The following is a 15,004-nucleotide window of genomic DNA, read 5'->3' as shown; positions in this document are numbered from 1 at the left end:
AAACTTAATGAAAGGAACTGTCATGAAAAACTTACCCAAATCCATTTTGCTTTTATACCTAGCACTTGGCTATTTCATAGCTTGTAGCAACGGGAAAAAAGATTCCGAAGACAGCAAGGCACCAAGCGATTCATCTGTGACTGAAGGGCAGGTACTTGCGAGTTCCGCAAAAGAAACTTCAGATCATAAGATGCTCCCGGCAACACATCCTTTTGCCATATGCGCATCTTGTCATGGTACAGATGGCGAAGGAAATCAAAAGATGTTAAGTCCGAGGCTTTCGGGACAAAATATTGAGTATATCAAGCATCAAATAATTTCCTATAAAAAGGGGTGGAGAGCTTCTGATCCAAAAAACCCTCAGAGTATCATCATGGCGGAAATAGCTAAAAACCTTAGTGATGATGAGCTTAATAAGATTTCTACTTATATTAAAAATGTGTCTTCAGAAAAAGAAGTTCATCGCGTCTATGGCAACACCTTGAGAGGCGAACGCCTTTATAGAGAAAATGGCTGCTCTTATTGCCACGGAGATAGTGCTGAAGGTGATTCGGTAAATAAAGTCCCAAGACTGAATCATCAGCATGGTTGGTACATACTCAAACAATTGAAAAACTTTAAAAATGGAACTCGTGGCACTCATAAAGATGATGCAATGGGTCAGACAATGGCGTTTTACGCAAAAAGCATAAAAAGTGAAGAGGATATACATGATCTAGCGGCTTGGATCAGCTCTTTTTCTAGAAAAAAATAACTTATTTTAATGAGTGATTTATAAGGGTGAATAAAACTCGCTAATATTTAGGCTTGAAGTAAATACAGTATTTTTTTACAAAAAATAAAATGTGATTCGTGTCATTAGCGAAGATTTCGGTACAATTATTATACTAAATCAATTAATGCCCCGGGTTTACCATGAAACATCTATTATTAATTTTAGTTTTACTAATATTCTCCACCTTAGGAATCACAGCAGAAGAATTTAAATCAGAAGAGTTTAAGTCAGAAATTTTCACAAAAGGTAAGTTGCTATACTCAGATGACTTTGAAGGTGACTTGGACTCAGATTGGTGGCAGCTTAGGACTAAGAATTGGCGTGTGAAGAGTGGAGTCTTGATAGGTGCACCCGATTACAAGACCAAAGAAGAGGCGATGAAAGAACTTAAGCGCGATCATCATCTTGGCTTGGCTCCGGTGATTCGCTTGGAAAATTTACCTACTCAATTCGTGTGTAAACTACGTTTTCAATACACTGGGAAAGAGGTTATTTATAATCGCCCCAAAGTTGATATAGGTCATCACATTAATAAGGTCTTTTTTAAGCCTGGTGGCTATCAACTACACTTATCTGAAGGAGATGTCTTTGATAATAAAAAGTCATTATTTAAACTCAATGAGTGGAATGTGATGCTTATTGAATTTAAGAATGGTAAGCTGATTATTGATCTTAATGGTCAGCGTCAAGTTTACGAAAACTCTCAGGTGAGTTTAAAAGATCGCAGCGAATTGACCTTCAAAGCACTTGAAGGTGGCCAACTTAAATTTGACTATATTCGCCTTTGGGAAGGGAAGTCATAAAACATCAGCTTCTGTGGAAGACCGCTAGGCTGAGAGGCCGCTACGCTGAGAGACCGCTACGCTGAGAGACCGCTACGCTGAGAGACCGCTACGCTGAGAGACCGCTACGCTGAGAGACCGCTACGCTGAGAGACCGCTACGCTGAGAGACCGCTCATTTCATTCGCTAGGAGTATATTAGATTAGCCAGAAGCGCCGCATTCCGATGCGGCATAAAGCTTCAGACCATGCTGGGCTTTTCTGAGTGCACTTACAACTAGAATTCGAGATTAATTAACGAATTTCTGAAACCATGCTGGTCGCCTCTGCTCCAATACTTCTAGATAGGTCTTTTCATTATATGGAGTTCTCGTTTTCCAACAACTGTACATGATACGAATCCATTTGTACGCCAAAGCTCTAAGTATTGTGAAGTGAGGTATGTTTAGAGCTTTCTTATGATAATAAAATTCATGTGCCCATATTGATGACCTTATGGAATTATTGGCAAACTCAACAAAACTAAGTTGAGTGAACCTGTCGCATAAAAAACGTCTTCGGACAATATTCATTTTCCCACTCTGAATTGTCACAGGAGCTATTTCACTGATTTTAAGAGCCTCATTTACAGACTGAAATTTTTCTCGATCGTTTCCAAAGAAGGCCATAAGACGTGGTCCGATACTAGGACCTGCTCCTGGAAATGATTGGAATATTTCATGATCTTCATTTTCCCTATAAGCTTGCTCAATTTTTTCGTCATAAGCTTTAATAACCTTATTTAAACTCCGGATTCTGTGGCAGAATTGTTGTATCTCAAATATGTAGTAATCCACCTCATCTTCATCATTAACAACAATAACAGAAGCGCGTAATATTTGAACCCTCACTTTTGTTTTTGTATGGCTTGTACTGCGTTTGTTAAAGAATTTAGTAATGCCGATTTGATGAGCATTAATGATATCCTGCGGGCTTGGATATTTATCCAAAAAATCTAGAAACATGTCTGCATATAAATGATTCCCCACGACTTTGAGTGCATTTGGATAATAGATCTTCAACAATGCAGTGAGTTGATTAGTTAAACGAGTTCTATCATTTACTAAATCACGCCTTTTTGTATTCAGTCGCTTCAGTTTTCCTTTTGAAAAAGATTCGTCTACTCTTTTAACTTTATCAGGGTGTTTTAAGTATAGTTCAAGTAATGATTTGGTATCTGCTCGGTCACTTTTCGCGCCACTAAGATGGAATGTTTTAGCAAACTTCGAAGAAGTGGTCGGGTGAACTGTATAGACATCAAATTCACTAATGGATATCAATAAATTCATCAGTGCAGATTGGCAGCTTTCGATGACAACCGCGATGGGATCATTAACAGATTCAAGTATGAGTTCATTAAAGAATTTTTTGAGCGTAAGTAAATCACTACTGATAACTTTACATTCTTCTTCACAATCCCGAAGGATTCGTAGATCATGCTTTTGATCAGCCCAGTCAATCGCAATAATAACTGAGTATTCAGATGGCTTTTTAGTTCTTGTATAATACATTTTTACTCCTTAGGAATATATAGATTTAAAAGTCAGCGTGCGAAATTCCTATAGCATTCGTGGTGGAAGCTTTCTGAGTATTCGTCTTGCTGATAATCATTCCCGGTCGAAGTGCCCAGAAAGTCTTTCAAAGACAGGAGCGCCAATTCGTACCGAGAATAATTAAATTTATATGTTCCTTTTTTAATTCTAAAATTTCTCCCCCAGACCCCCTCATTATATTTATCTATTTAATTACTTGGACTACTATAGGAGCGCCGATTGGTAATCGGCTTTAAGCTGAAGATAAAAAATTAATAGATTAATTACGAATGGTCTAATAAACAATTTCACTTAACTACGCAATAGGGGAGCCGATTAACAATCGGCGGTATTGCCATAAGGGCATATATACTTTATCCACATGTAATGCTCCACACCTGAAGACGGAGCTCCCAGTTAATTAACCATTTTATTAAGTAGATAATATTTTTCTGATTATTTTTTTAGATATTTTAACATTTTTTTTACCTTTTTTGTAATCTTAGAATGAATGGGGACAATTGTACTTAAAATCAATAAAAACAAAGGTTTAAAAGTATGTATAAGAAATGTTTTAAGTTCGTAGGATTAAGTCTAATGTTTGGTCTCATGGCCCCCATCGCTGCGAAAGAATTAAGTGTTGAACAATTAGAGCAAGAGAAGGTTTCTTATACATTTCTGAATGATGCAGGTGATTCACTATGGTCTACGCCGGGTAATTGGCGTAAAGGAAAATTTAAGGCTAAAAAATCCACCGAGATACCAGGCAGTGAGGAAGATTTGCTCTTCACAGGAGCCGATTTAGAAATTGTGGATAAGCAACTTAAGTTTAAGTCACTAACCACAGGCTTTCACCGTGATTCCAGTGTTTTTGTTGATCAGTCATCTTCAATCAAGGCTAATAATATTATGGTGGGATTTGTAGGCAACAAAAAACATAGCTTTAATAACAAGGGTAAGCTTGAACCAACTATTTTTACTTTAAAAAATGGTGTGTGTAACAATGAAGGAAAAATCTTTGCTGATAATGTGACCATAGGTCGCAAAGACAGCAAAGTCGTTGAATTCAATAATTCAGGGCATATTACAGCAAAAAAAATCTTTGCTGTCAATATGAATGAGTCTGGAAAAATCACTATGACTGGAGGTTCCGTAGTCGCACCTCAACTAAGAGTTGCCGGGTCAGGTCTACTTAGCTTAGAAGGCGGTAAAATGACTTTTGATAAATTTGTTCTTTCAGATGACTTCCGCATCAAACTCAGTGGTTCAGCTAAAATTGTCATTAGAAATAAAGTTAAATCAGTTCTATATAAAAAAATCCAACAGGGTAAGATCAGTGGTGAGGGGGGGGTAACCATAATCGATAATAAGAATGGTTATACTATTGCTAATGTTAAAAAGGAAGAGTCGAAAATTTAGGTCAGCTAAACTGGAAGACCGCTGCGCTTGGAAACTGCTCTTACTATTCTCTTTGAGAAGTTAGTTCATTAAGTAAGTTCAGATTGTTTATGTTTGAACAATAAGTCGAGATGTTTTACTTTAAATAATTTAACATTTTTTTTAACTTTTTTGTCATAAGTAAAAAACTCGCCACAATTGTCCTATGATAGAGTTTAATTAAACGGATAAGCAGTGGATCAAGCTGAGACCTGTATATTTTTACCACCATCAATTATGTTCAGATAGAGTCCCGTTGTTTCTGTAAATTGGTGTTGACCAATTTTAGTTAAACAGACAGATAAACTCTTTTTGTAGCTATCCAGTTTTCATCTAATTCCATAAGAATAGCGGACGCTAATCTAAGCAGTGAAGCTTCATTTGGGAAAATAGACACGGTTCTAGTTCGCCTTAGAATTTCTCGATTCTGTCTTTCAATCATATTGGTGGTTCTCAGTTTTGTCCAACAAGAACGATCTAAATCAAATACAGAAAAGCCTTCAGGAAGTGCGGATTCCATCCATTCAGATAATTGAGAAGCACTGTTTTCATACTTTAAGCAAGTAAGCTTTAAAAGTCTTTCGGCGTCCTGTTTTGAAGGGGTATTAAAGATATCTCGAATGTCTTGTGCAACTTCTGAACGCATCGCTTTCTTAGGCACATAAGCCCCCGCATTCTGCTGTAAATGAAATTGACACCTCTGCCATGGGATTGACCCAAAGACAGTTGTTAAAGCGGCTTTCAGTCCCGAATGACTGTCGCTCGTGATCATCTTAAGACCATGAAGTCCTCGAGCATTCAATGATAGGAAAAAGTTTCTCCAATGAACCTCAGCTTCACTTAAAGAGACACTTGTACCTAAAACTGAGCGTTTTCCTGATTCATCTATCCCATAAGCAATTAACAAAGCACAATCTCGAACAGTCTTATCTACTCTAACTTTTTCGTATCTCGCATCCACCAAAAGGTAATGATATTTCCCTAAAGGACGGTTACGCCACTTTTCTAAGCTTTCATCTAGCTCAGATACAACTCGTGACACCTGTGATTTACTCACGGAAAGACCACACATTTTCTCTAGAAGTTTCGTGACTTTTCTTGTCGAAGTTCCCTGAATATAACTCTCGGCCATAGCTGTCATCAAAGCTCGCTCACTTCGTAAGCCTTTTTCTAAAGAACTTGGATAAAAATCGATTTCACCTCTGACTTGAGGAATGTTGAGCTTCATTGCTCCAAGTCGAGTGTTTACGGTTTTGTTTTTATAGCCATTAGCATAACCTAAGCGATTTTCATTGCGTTCATATGGAGCAGCATCAAGAGAATTACTTCTCTCTACTTTCATCGCTTCATTTAGTAATACTCTCATAGCTTCAAGCATTCCGCTTTCGCCGTTTTCTGTGACTTGGTGGATCATTTCTAATAAGACACTACTGTTCTCGTGTGTAGAGTGGTGCATAATAATTCCTTGTGGGTTGTTTTGGTGCAACACCACTCTGCATCTTCTTTACCCCGAGTTACAAACAACTTCCTCAATTTCGCTCCGACGAGAAAGTTCCCATTCTCGCGAAGTCTCGGAAGCTATTCATAACTCTTAAAGTAGAGCTATAGCAGAATTTACAGAAAATTTGGGACACTACCTATGTTCAAAATTATTTAAGAAAGGAGAGTATTAAGAAAAATGAAAATTTATAAAGTTATTATGGCATTATTTGGATGTGGTTTTGGAAAAGACAAACCCAAAACAAAGCGTGGTTTAATACTTCGCAGGTTGGAGAAGACGGCAAATGTTCTCAGCTTACTTTATTTGTTACTTTTATTATTTCCAAATACTATTTTTGCTAATGAAAAAACATTTGGAAACATCACAATTTATTCAAATAATGAAATCCCAGATGGGGTTGATCAATATATTAAAAAGGTCAATGAAAAAATAAGTAAAAGCTTTTATTACGATCAAAGTAAAAAGTACGACATTTACCTTTGTAATAATGAAAAGTTATATTTCCTGTTTGCACCACTCTCAGTAGGTTCTTTTGCTGCAACTAATCTGGCAAACAATATCTTTATCGCAAATGCTGATTTTAAGAATAATATTTCTACAGCTTATAGAGAAAAAAATAATTTACGATCTTTGGAAAGTGTAATTGCACATGAAATTAATCATGTGATGATGAATAGAGAATTGTCATTAATTCAAAATTTAAAAACTCCTAAGTGGATAAAAGAAGGTTATTCTGAGTTTGTTGCTCAAGAAAGTAGTTTTTCTGAAAAAGATGGACTTGAAGCGCTCATTAAAGGTTTAGATATAAACTCAAAATCATATGATTACTTTGTCTACAGAAAGTTGATCGAATATTTGATAACTGTCGAAAAAAAATCTATCAATGATTTAATAAACACGAGTGAGTCTATCCCCGTTATCAAAGAGCGTTTAATTGCACATTATACTAATTTATAGAGGACCTAAGTATGCATGCCAAAAAAATTATCCATTTATGCGTGATTTTACTTCTTAGCTCAAGCTCACTTTTTTCAGGTACACTTTACAAGATAACGAGTATACATGAAGAGCAAGAAATGACATACCAGGTTATGTTTGGAGGTGGATTTAGTACCTGTAAATACACAGCTTTTGATCCTGTCTCAAAGACTTTTTTGTATCTATCATGGGAACGAAACGAAAAAGCTCCTGAGCCTGTGGCTTCTATTTGGAGTCACACAATTGGAAAAACTGTAAAACTATTTAAATTTCCTGGAGCAATTCAGGCGCTGCCTGTCATACCTTCAGTCGATGATTTAAAGTTCTGCCCATTCACTGGAAGCAAAGATCTTACGAAAACAGTATTGTTAAAGTATGACTGAGACTCCATTGAGGGTTGTTCTATCATAATTTCTTCTAAGCATCACACGGGTATAAGCTCATCCTCAACACTTACATAAAGATCGTTGATTACTAGATTTCGTTTACAGCTTAGCGATCCATATTTTTATAGTGATCAGATATTATTACAAAGGAAAAAAAATGAAACAAATTTTAATTTTAATAGCTGGACTATTTTTATTTTCATGCGCATCTAGTCAAGGCTTTGATAGAGGATTAATGCGTGAAAGTTTAAGTAGAGATCAAATTAATACATGTAATGAAATTGAGAGAATATTAAATTTAAAAGCTCAATTACCCAAGCCATTTAAGTTAGCTATTTATTTTAAAGACTCATTCACTTATCACCATTTTTGCCATGATAGAACTGCATTGACTTTAGAGAATAAAAATAAAATTGCAGAATTAGAAAAAGACTTAATTGATAAAAAAATAGTTTCAGATCTGTTTGTGATCAACAACTCTATAGTTCACGGTATTAGCTTAAAAGATATAAGGCTTGCCGCGGCAAGATTAGGTGCAGATGCTGTAATGGTTATTGATGGAATCGGATCTGTGGACAAACATAATAATGTACTAGGCGCTACATATTGTTTGATTATCACTCCTTTTTTTATACCAGGAACAATTGCTGATAGCTTATATATAAGTAGAGCAAATTTATGGGATGTTAGAAATGAGTTTTTATATTTATCTCTAGAAGAAGAAGCCAAAACAACCGAAACCAGACCAGCATTTTTTATAGAAAAAAAACGCGTTATTAATGAAGCTAAAATTCAATCATTAAACAAGCTTATACCAAGTATTCTTAATAGAATGATTAAAATGGAACCTAAAGATGAAGAAGAGGTCTGGTGAATATATAGCTATCTTCATAGTTAAATTTAAGGTACAGTTTTCTTAGCTTATTGCGGAATTGGATATCATCTATTTTGTAGGTGGTTTAATTTTTATAAAAGTTATAAAATATGTTAAACACTTGTCATTACTAATAAACTTGTGACAATTGTTCTAAAATCATTTAACAAACGAGACTCTATATGAAAAATACCTTCATTGCTTTATTAGCCCTTTTTAGCCTAGGAGCACTTGCTCAAGCAGCAGGAGAGAAGCCGAATATTATCATTATTTTGAACGACGACATGGGCTATGCCGATTTGAGTTGTTTTGGAGCTAAGAATTATAAAACTCCACGAATTGATCAAATGGCGGAAGAGGGAAGGAAGTTTACAAGCTTTTATGTGGCATCACCAGTTTGCTCTGCATCTCGTGCCTCACTGCTTACGGGGCGGTAGGCCGTAAAGACTCACAAATATTTGAATTAAATAATTCAGGTCAGATTACAGCTAATAAAATTTTTGCAGTAAATATGAATGAATCTGGAAAAATGCTAATGACTGCAGGTTTTATTAAAACAGCCTTATTTAGAGCTTCCGGTAAAGGACAGTTAAGCTTGCAGGGGGGCAAAATGATTTTGGATAATATTGCTATCTCAGATGGCTTTCGCATCGATATACAAGGCTCAGCAAAAATTGTTATAAATAAAGATATTAAATTAGAACTCATGAAAAGAATGACTGATGGTTACATTACTGGAGGCAAGGGTTTAAGCATTTATGTCAATAAAAAGAAACAGACTGTCATCTTTTTAGATTCTAAAAAGATTTAGTTTTGAATACTAAATATCTTTAGGGACTTTAGATTTTAGGACTTATGTTTTACAATGTTTTGAAAGAAATGAAATGGAAGAAATATGGCTGAAGATGAAAGCATTTGGGAAACACTTTTTGATCGCGCCGATGAAGAAGGGCGAGAAAGCAGCCTGTTTAACAGGGTTTCTAATGTTGATAAACGTTATGAGATTGTAGAGCTAGCTGGTGCCGGAGCGATGAAACGAGTATTCCGCACGCATGATAGAGTTGCGGATCGAGTTATCGCCAAAGCCATACTTAAAGATCCGGAAAATGATCAAGCTATTGAGAGTTTCTTGCGTGAAGCGAGAATTATTGCCATGCTTCAGCATCCGAATATTGTACCTCTCTATGACATGGGGATAGATGATTCGGGGCAAGCTTTTTTTACCATGAGATTAGTTGGGGAACTCACTCTTAGAGATATACTTGATAAGTTAAATAAAGGTGATTCTGAGTTCACTGAAAAGTACACATTATCAAGAAGGATTGACATATTTTTAAAAATATGCGATGCCATTGCATATGCCCACTCTGAGGGGATTGCCCACCTAGATCTGAAGCCCGCGAATATAGCGGTAAGTCAATATGGTAAAACGCTTATTTGTGACTGGGGGCTAGCGTCAATCATTGGCAGTGAAGAAAAATTTGAGACCTCACTGTTGGAGAGTCTGGATTATTATTCTAAGCGCTATTATACCCTTAGTGGTGAAATTAAAGGGACTCCAGGCTATATGTCCCCCGAACAGGCTAAAGGTGGCGATGAAACTAAAGATGAACGAAGCGATATATTTGCTCTGGGTTGTATTTTTTATGAGTTACTTTGTTTAGAGAAGGCTTTCACTGGGGATGATATAGCGGGTGTCATAGCTTTGACAATAAATGGAAGTATTGATTCCCCAGTAAAATGTCGCCCTGATTTATTTGTGCCCGAAAGTCTGAGTGCGATCTGTATGAAGGCGATGAGGAAAGACCCCGACAAACGTTATCAAAAAGTCGAAGAAATCATTGCAGATATTGATGCTTATCGTCAGGGTTTCTTAACTGAGGCAGAGAGTTTTTCATTTAAGAAACAAATCTATTTACTCTATAAACGAAATCGTCAGATATGTCATGTCGCCCTCGGTTTTATTGCGATCATTATTTTGGGATCATTTTTCTTTGTTGATAGCTTAAGAAAAGAAAAAGAAATGACGAGTAAAGCTCTTGAGCATTCAGAGAATCTTAGAGAAATGAATGAAAAAATCTCAGTGGCAGCAAGTGATAATTATGCCATTAAAGCGCGAACGGCCTATTATCGATACGAAATTCTACCAGCCACAGACCTTCTTGAAGCTGCTTTAGCTTTAAATCCTAAAAATGATTTTGCTTTATCTTATTTAGCAAAAATCCTCATTATACAGCAAAAATATAATGAGTCTTATGAGAAGATGCTTGCACTGAAGGGGATGCGAAAACCTAGGAAAAATGTTAGTGATATTGACTTAGTTAATTATAATAAGGTCATACTTAAAAATGAACCACAGGGACATCTAGGGATTAAAGTTATTTATCCTTACGTACAAAATCATTTAAATATTGAAAATCGCTTCGTCTTGATTGCGCAGCTTTACGCATGGGCAATTTTGAAATCTGATCGGCTACTTGATGAAGAGTTGAAGTCACTTGAACAAGACATAAGCTGGCTGCTTAGTCAGGAAAATAAGAAAGAGATTAAGTGTAAACTGAGTAGTGAAGTAGGTGGACTCTTTCTTGATTTATCAGGTAATGGAGAAGTTCTAGATATTCGTAGCATCGGACAGCTTCCCCTAGTCAAATTGGATTTGAGGGGAACACGGGTTAAGCACATGAGTTTCACTAAACCTGGGGTAATGAACCCTTATGATTTAGACTCTTTTCGTAGGACTCGAATCCTATGGGTAGATAAAGGTCAAGAAATCCCGGTGGATACCTTTAGGAAAGCGACAATCCATTATCACTAACCGAGTTCGCGCTGAAGTCGTTGAATCTCTTTAAACATTTTTTCTTCAGTTCGTTTCTTGTTGACAGAAATTGTATTTTTAGGGATATCTAAGCGCTGTGAGATACTGTCAAAAGATTCTCCAATCATTAATGCTTCAAAGCATAAGCGGGCATTTTTACTTAGAGAAGCTTGGATATTATCCCAAGCTTTTTTTGAGATAAAAATCTTCCATTCTTTATCACTAATTTCTTCAATTTCAGGTGAAAGTGAGGTAGGTAAGTCGAGCTTTTTATCGAGTTCGGAACGGCGACTAAATTTACGGATATGGTTATTTACCGTGTATTTAGCAATGCGACTTAACCAGTAGCGAAAACGTCCACGCTCAGGTTCATATTCAAAATCAGGGAGTTTTTGCCAACAGATCACTAGAGTACTCTGAACGTGGTCTTCGATTTCAGTTGAGCGTACACCGAGGTTTTTAATGATAACATAGATATAAGGTCTGTAAATTCCGACGAATTCATTCCATGAATCCTCGTTTTGCACATCTCTAATCTTTTGTAATAGCGTCTGGCGAGTAAAATGTTCCATATATAGATCATAGAAGTAGATGAGCTTAAATCTAGCGTCTATATGTCAAAATTTGGTAAAATTTAATCATAGCCAGTGATTTTATGTTTTTTTAGTAGGAGGCACGATCTGTTTGTTTCTAGTATTCACACTGACTTCATCCCCTTAATGTAAGGTAGTAAAATGTGCACTGCGGTTAATAAGACTGATTTTAGTTAGTTGTAGCATCTGTGTATTGAAAAAAAAAGCCCGCTTGTGAATAAGCGGGCTTGGTGTACTGAGTGAATTCGTCTTTATTTTGCTAAGATAGATTCCACATATTTGAGCTCACCTGTAAGAGCATCGTAAAATTGAAACATAACCTGTGGGACTGGGAAGGCAACCGAGCGTTCACCGCCCAAAGTCTTGGGGTTATTGAAGACATTATTAACTTTGATAATGCAGAAGTAAGGGAATTTTCGAGCATCGCGTGGTATGTCATCCATGGCAGTAGTCGACCAGCGAATTTCACATTCACGGGGACCGTACTTGAAGGGACCATTGACGGGGCGATTGCCTTCATCACTGGGACGGTGATTCACGGAATTGTGAGGACCCGAAGCGAATTCCCAAACGGAATCAGTAATTTTAACTGAATAGGAATTGTGTAGATCGCCAGAGAGGATGAAAACTTTCTTGCCAAGCTTATCCCAGAAGTCGATGAGTTTTTCGCGTTCGTCGAAGAACACAGTCCAAGCATCATCTTTTGTGGGGGCAGCAAAACTTACGGCACCACCACCACCGACGTGGGGAACCATGAAATTGACTGAGGATACCACAAAGTAGAATTCGGCATCTTTTTTAGCCATGAGTTTCATCATCCAATCACGTTGCTTTTTGCCAATCATCGAAATCCCTTTCTTGTACGGGTTTTTAATGTCATGTGCATCGCGTTGTGATTTTGTGTCGAGCAAAATAAAACGGCAGTTGGCGACTTTGAAAGTGCCAAAATTATGTCGTCCTATTGAGTAATGACTCTCATGACTAGCAGCAAGAGGAGGGTTGATTTCCAAGGTGTGTTTATCAACAACTCTTACGATTTCGTAGACCTTGGCATTGGGGTCACCACCTTTCTTGTCGCCGTTTTCACTATCAATTAAGCCCGCGTCTTCGGTATTCCAATGAATATGTAGATTGGTGGCTAAATCGAGGTCGATCTTGGTGAAGTCCGCAGATTTATCTACGAGGAATTTAGAGCCTTTTTTAGCATTGGTTCTACCAAAGTGGATACCTTGATTTGTTTCGGTGGGGTTGGCCCAGCCAAGGTAATCGTACCAGCCCTGAGTTCCTGTGTCTCTAAAGACTGCACGGCGGTCTTGGAAACCTACTGTAGAAGTACCAATAATATCGTTGAGTAATTCGTGATCATCAAAGGTGAAATAACTTGGTAAATTGCGATGCCAATCCATGAGGTTAGGAGCACGATCCATATAAGTTTTGTAGTTCTGCCATACACCAGTAAGATGAGGAGTGTCTTGGAGGATTTTTGGTGTTTCTTCCGTACCTACTTGTTCTTGCCATTGCTCAACTGTGAAGTCGCGATCCTCTTCATATATCCAATCGCCATTGAGAAGGGCAAAATCTAAACCTTCGCGAAAATTTTCATTGAGGGTGGAATAGGCAGGCATACTTGGGCCGAGGCCATTGTTAGGGTTTTGGTTATTCCCACAAGCAAATTCAAAAGAGAAGTTGAATAAACCATCGGGGTTTAGTTCAGACTTGAGTTTTTGAGTATCGTGAAGTGTTTTAAATGAACCCATGGGACTTACTTGCTTACCTTTAGCGTAAATCGCGTAGTAATACTGGGTTCCTGGTGCGAGGTCTTTAAGAGTTACTGAACCCGTATTGTCGTTTTGTAGCTGAGTCGAAACACTTGCAGATCGAAAGTTGAGGCCATTTTTTTCAGTACCATAACGAACATAAAAGTTGCTCGGAGTTGCGGTTCGTCCCCAGACTTTGATGCTGTCGGAGTCTACTCCACCTAAAATAGGACCATGACTCAGTGGAGTTTGATTATCTGTAATTTGTGTTGCACAAGAGACCATAAAGCCCAGGCTCATGCTAAGTAGTAATTTTTTCATATTATCCTTTGACTTAGTTGTTGAAGTTAGGCCTATGATTGTTATGAGATCTGATGATATGACAACAAAGTTTTTTTTTCTTCAGCATATATTTTATAAAGAAAAAAATAATATTTATGTGAACTGTGTTTCACAGCAAAGGCGATTAATAGCTTTTCAGTGCAAAGAAGTTTTCTATGTCATTTCAATGAATCCTACGACAATTGTTGTCTACATAGTCATTTTATGATCAAGTAGAAACAAGTAAAAGGAGTCGCCATGGATGAATCTACTCATAAAGAAGAAGGTGAACTTCGTCTTCTTCTCATTCTCAGAATATCAACTTTTTGTTGTCTATTTGCTTGGGCTTGGCAGCATCTTTTGTGGGGGGCAAGTTATGGAGCTTTGCTTGGAGAAAATTCTTTTGTAGATGAAGTCATTTTGACAAGATTCATAGGTTTAGTTTTTTTGCTGACTTCGCTATTTTCTTGGACAGTGAAAAAAGGAAGTAGGGGACAAATAATAAGCTTAGCAGTCTCAGGGATTTTGCTGACTTTCATGTTTTTCTGTAAATTTGTTCAAGTGGGTTATGTCTTACCAAATTTTATTGAACACGGAGGGCAAATGATGACCCCCTTGCTTTTGATTATTGCCATAAAATATGGTGTAAATCATCGGCTTACAATAATCAGTATCTGCATTGCATTCACAACGACTTTTATTGGTCATGGTATTTATGCTTCGGGGCTCTATCCCACGCCAGATCATTTTTATGCCTTATTGGAGGGGTCTCTTGGCTTAAGAGGGGAAGTGGCTGATACAATAATTAAAACAGCAGGTTATCTTGATTTTGTTCTTTGTATTGTTCTTTTTTGCAGGCCCTTACGAAGCTACTGTATGGCTTATGCTGCTTTTTGGGGAGCGGCAACAGCCCTAGCTCGCCCGGTAGCAGGTATGTCTTGGGATCTTAGCTTGTGGGGAGCAGATCAGTTTCTTCAGCAAGCCATTTGGCGTGCACCTCATGCCTTGATTCCATTATTTCTTTACTATTATTTTCGAGTTGGGGAAGCAGAGAAGGGGGCCAATGTTGGTAAGGAGTTTACTGTGCAAACTTCGTCTTGTGCCCATAATCATGGAGCGCCGATTTGCAATCGACATTAAAGGAGTTTACTGTGCAAACTTCGTCTTGTGCCCATAATCATGGAGCGCCGATTTGCAATCGACATTAGAGGATTT

The 15,004-nt window shown here is 37.4% G+C and carries 14 protein-coding genes; 10 read left to right on the top strand and 4 right to left on the bottom strand.

Annotated elements, in window-relative coordinates:
* Positions 1-22: 22 nt before the first annotated feature.
* Together PQO01_RS08645 and PQO01_RS08640 are read left to right on the top strand one after the other, a co-directional pair.
* The gene (locus tag PQO01_RS08645) at positions 23-754 is read left to right on the top strand and encodes a c-type cytochrome (protein WP_274313621.1); all 732 of its coding nucleotides are present in this window, start codon (positions 23-25) and stop codon (positions 752-754) included.
* A gap of 161 nt (positions 755-915) precedes the next feature.
* Positions 916-1,578, top strand: a complete 663-nt coding sequence (locus tag PQO01_RS08640) for a hypothetical protein (RefSeq protein WP_274313620.1) — start codon at positions 916-918, stop codon at positions 1,576-1,578.
* A gap of 268 nt (positions 1,579-1,846) precedes the next feature.
* Here PQO01_RS08640 and PQO01_RS08635 read toward each other — a convergent pair whose 3' ends face one another.
* Positions 1,847-3,106: an IS110 family transposase gene (locus PQO01_RS08635; protein ID WP_274313421.1), complete on the bottom strand. Its 1,260-nt coding sequence runs from the start codon at positions 3,104-3,106 to the stop codon at positions 1,847-1,849.
* Positions 3,107-3,685: 579 nt separating this feature from the next.
* On the opposite strand from PQO01_RS08635, the gene PQO01_RS08630 reads away from it, so the two are divergent.
* Positions 3,686-4,546, top strand: a complete 861-nt coding sequence (locus PQO01_RS08630; protein ID WP_274313619.1) for a hypothetical protein — start codon at positions 3,686-3,688, stop codon at positions 4,544-4,546.
* 307 nt (positions 4,547-4,853) lie between these two features.
* On the opposite strand, the gene PQO01_RS08625 is transcribed toward PQO01_RS08630, so the two are convergent.
* Positions 4,854-6,020 (bottom strand): IS256 family transposase, encoded by a 1,167-nt coding sequence (locus PQO01_RS08625; protein ID WP_274313618.1) that lies wholly within the window; start codon positions 6,018-6,020, stop codon positions 4,854-4,856.
* A 222-nt stretch (positions 6,021-6,242) separates the two neighbouring features.
* On the opposite strand from PQO01_RS08625, the gene PQO01_RS08620 reads away from it, so the two are divergent.
* The 6 genes from PQO01_RS08620 to PQO01_RS08595 all read left to right on the top strand — a co-directional run bounded on the left by PQO01_RS08620 (position 6,243) and on the right by PQO01_RS08595 (position 11,118).
* The gene (locus tag PQO01_RS08620; RefSeq protein WP_274313617.1) at positions 6,243-7,022 is read left to right on the top strand and encodes a hypothetical protein; all 780 of its coding nucleotides are present in this window, start codon (positions 6,243-6,245) and stop codon (positions 7,020-7,022) included.
* A gap of 119 nt (positions 7,023-7,141) precedes the next feature.
* Positions 7,142-7,426: a hypothetical protein gene (locus PQO01_RS08615; protein ID WP_274313616.1), complete on the top strand. Its 285-nt coding sequence runs from the start codon at positions 7,142-7,144 to the stop codon at positions 7,424-7,426.
* 160 nt (positions 7,427-7,586) lie between these two features.
* The gene (locus PQO01_RS08610) at positions 7,587-8,303 is read left to right on the top strand and encodes a hypothetical protein (RefSeq protein WP_274313615.1); all 717 of its coding nucleotides are present in this window, start codon (positions 7,587-7,589) and stop codon (positions 8,301-8,303) included.
* A gap of 182 nt (positions 8,304-8,485) precedes the next feature.
* Entirely contained in the window at positions 8,486-8,740 is a 255-nt protein-coding gene (locus PQO01_RS08605; protein ID WP_274313614.1) for a sulfatase-like hydrolase/transferase, read from the top strand.
* Positions 8,741-8,814: 74 nt separating this feature from the next.
* Entirely contained in the window at positions 8,815-9,114 is a 300-nt protein-coding gene (locus PQO01_RS08600) for a hypothetical protein (protein ID WP_274313613.1), read from the top strand.
* Positions 9,115-9,198: 84 nt separating this feature from the next.
* Positions 9,199-11,118: a serine/threonine-protein kinase gene (locus PQO01_RS08595; protein ID WP_274313612.1), complete on the top strand. Its 1,920-nt coding sequence runs from the start codon at positions 9,199-9,201 to the stop codon at positions 11,116-11,118.
* On the opposite strand, the gene PQO01_RS08590 is transcribed toward PQO01_RS08595, so the two are convergent.
* Entirely contained in the window at positions 11,115-11,690 is a 576-nt protein-coding gene (locus PQO01_RS08590; protein WP_274313611.1) for an RNA polymerase sigma factor, read from the bottom strand. The two genes, PQO01_RS08595 and PQO01_RS08590, sit on opposite strands and share 4 nt — an antisense overlap.
* 272 nt (positions 11,691-11,962) lie before the next feature.
* Complete coding sequence (locus PQO01_RS08585) at positions 11,963-13,789, bottom strand: alkaline phosphatase D family protein (RefSeq protein ID WP_274313610.1); 1,827 nt, start codon at positions 13,787-13,789, stop codon at positions 11,963-11,965.
* Between the two features lie 258 nt (positions 13,790-14,047).
* Between PQO01_RS08585 and PQO01_RS08580 the strand changes: the two genes are divergently transcribed.
* A complete protein-coding gene (locus tag PQO01_RS08580) occupies positions 14,048-14,929 on the top strand; it encodes a hypothetical protein (RefSeq protein WP_274313609.1) in 882 nt (293 codons plus the stop codon).
* Positions 14,930-15,004 lie beyond the last annotated feature (75 nt).

This window comes from Lentisphaera marina, assembly GCF_028745505.1.
Lineage (GTDB): Bacteria > Verrucomicrobiota > Lentisphaeria > Lentisphaerales > Lentisphaeraceae > Lentisphaera > Lentisphaera marina.
This window is presented reverse-complemented; position numbering and strand designations above follow the sequence as displayed.

Coding starts and splice junctions, on each gene's coding strand:
- PQO01_RS08585 (WP_274313610.1), bottom strand. CDS start 13,789: ATGAAAAAATTACTACTTAGCATGAGCCTGGGCTTTATGGTCTCTTGT.
- PQO01_RS08645 (WP_274313621.1), top strand. CDS start 23: ATGAAAAACTTACCCAAATCCATTTTGCTTTTATACCTAGCACTTGGC.
- PQO01_RS08625 (WP_274313618.1), bottom strand. CDS start 6,020: ATGCACCACTCTACACACGAGAACAGTAGTGTCTTATTAGAAATGATC.
- PQO01_RS08620 (WP_274313617.1), top strand. CDS start 6,243: ATGAAAATTTATAAAGTTATTATGGCATTATTTGGATGTGGTTTTGGA.
- PQO01_RS08580 (WP_274313609.1), top strand. CDS start 14,048: ATGGATGAATCTACTCATAAAGAAGAAGGTGAACTTCGTCTTCTTCTC.
- PQO01_RS08635 (WP_274313421.1), bottom strand. CDS start 3,106: ATGTATTATACAAGAACTAAAAAGCCATCTGAATACTCAGTTATTATT.
- PQO01_RS08630 (WP_274313619.1), top strand. CDS start 3,686: ATGTATAAGAAATGTTTTAAGTTCGTAGGATTAAGTCTAATGTTTGGT.
- PQO01_RS08600 (WP_274313613.1), top strand. CDS start 8,815: ATGAATGAATCTGGAAAAATGCTAATGACTGCAGGTTTTATTAAAACA.
- PQO01_RS08605 (WP_274313614.1), top strand. CDS start 8,486: ATGAAAAATACCTTCATTGCTTTATTAGCCCTTTTTAGCCTAGGAGCA.
- PQO01_RS08640 (WP_274313620.1), top strand. CDS start 916: ATGAAACATCTATTATTAATTTTAGTTTTACTAATATTCTCCACCTTA.
- PQO01_RS08595 (WP_274313612.1), top strand. CDS start 9,199: ATGGCTGAAGATGAAAGCATTTGGGAAACACTTTTTGATCGCGCCGAT.
- PQO01_RS08615 (WP_274313616.1), top strand. CDS start 7,142: ATGACATACCAGGTTATGTTTGGAGGTGGATTTAGTACCTGTAAATAC.
- PQO01_RS08590 (WP_274313611.1), bottom strand. CDS start 11,690: ATGGAACATTTTACTCGCCAGACGCTATTACAAAAGATTAGAGATGTG.
- PQO01_RS08610 (WP_274313615.1), top strand. CDS start 7,587: ATGAAACAAATTTTAATTTTAATAGCTGGACTATTTTTATTTTCATGC.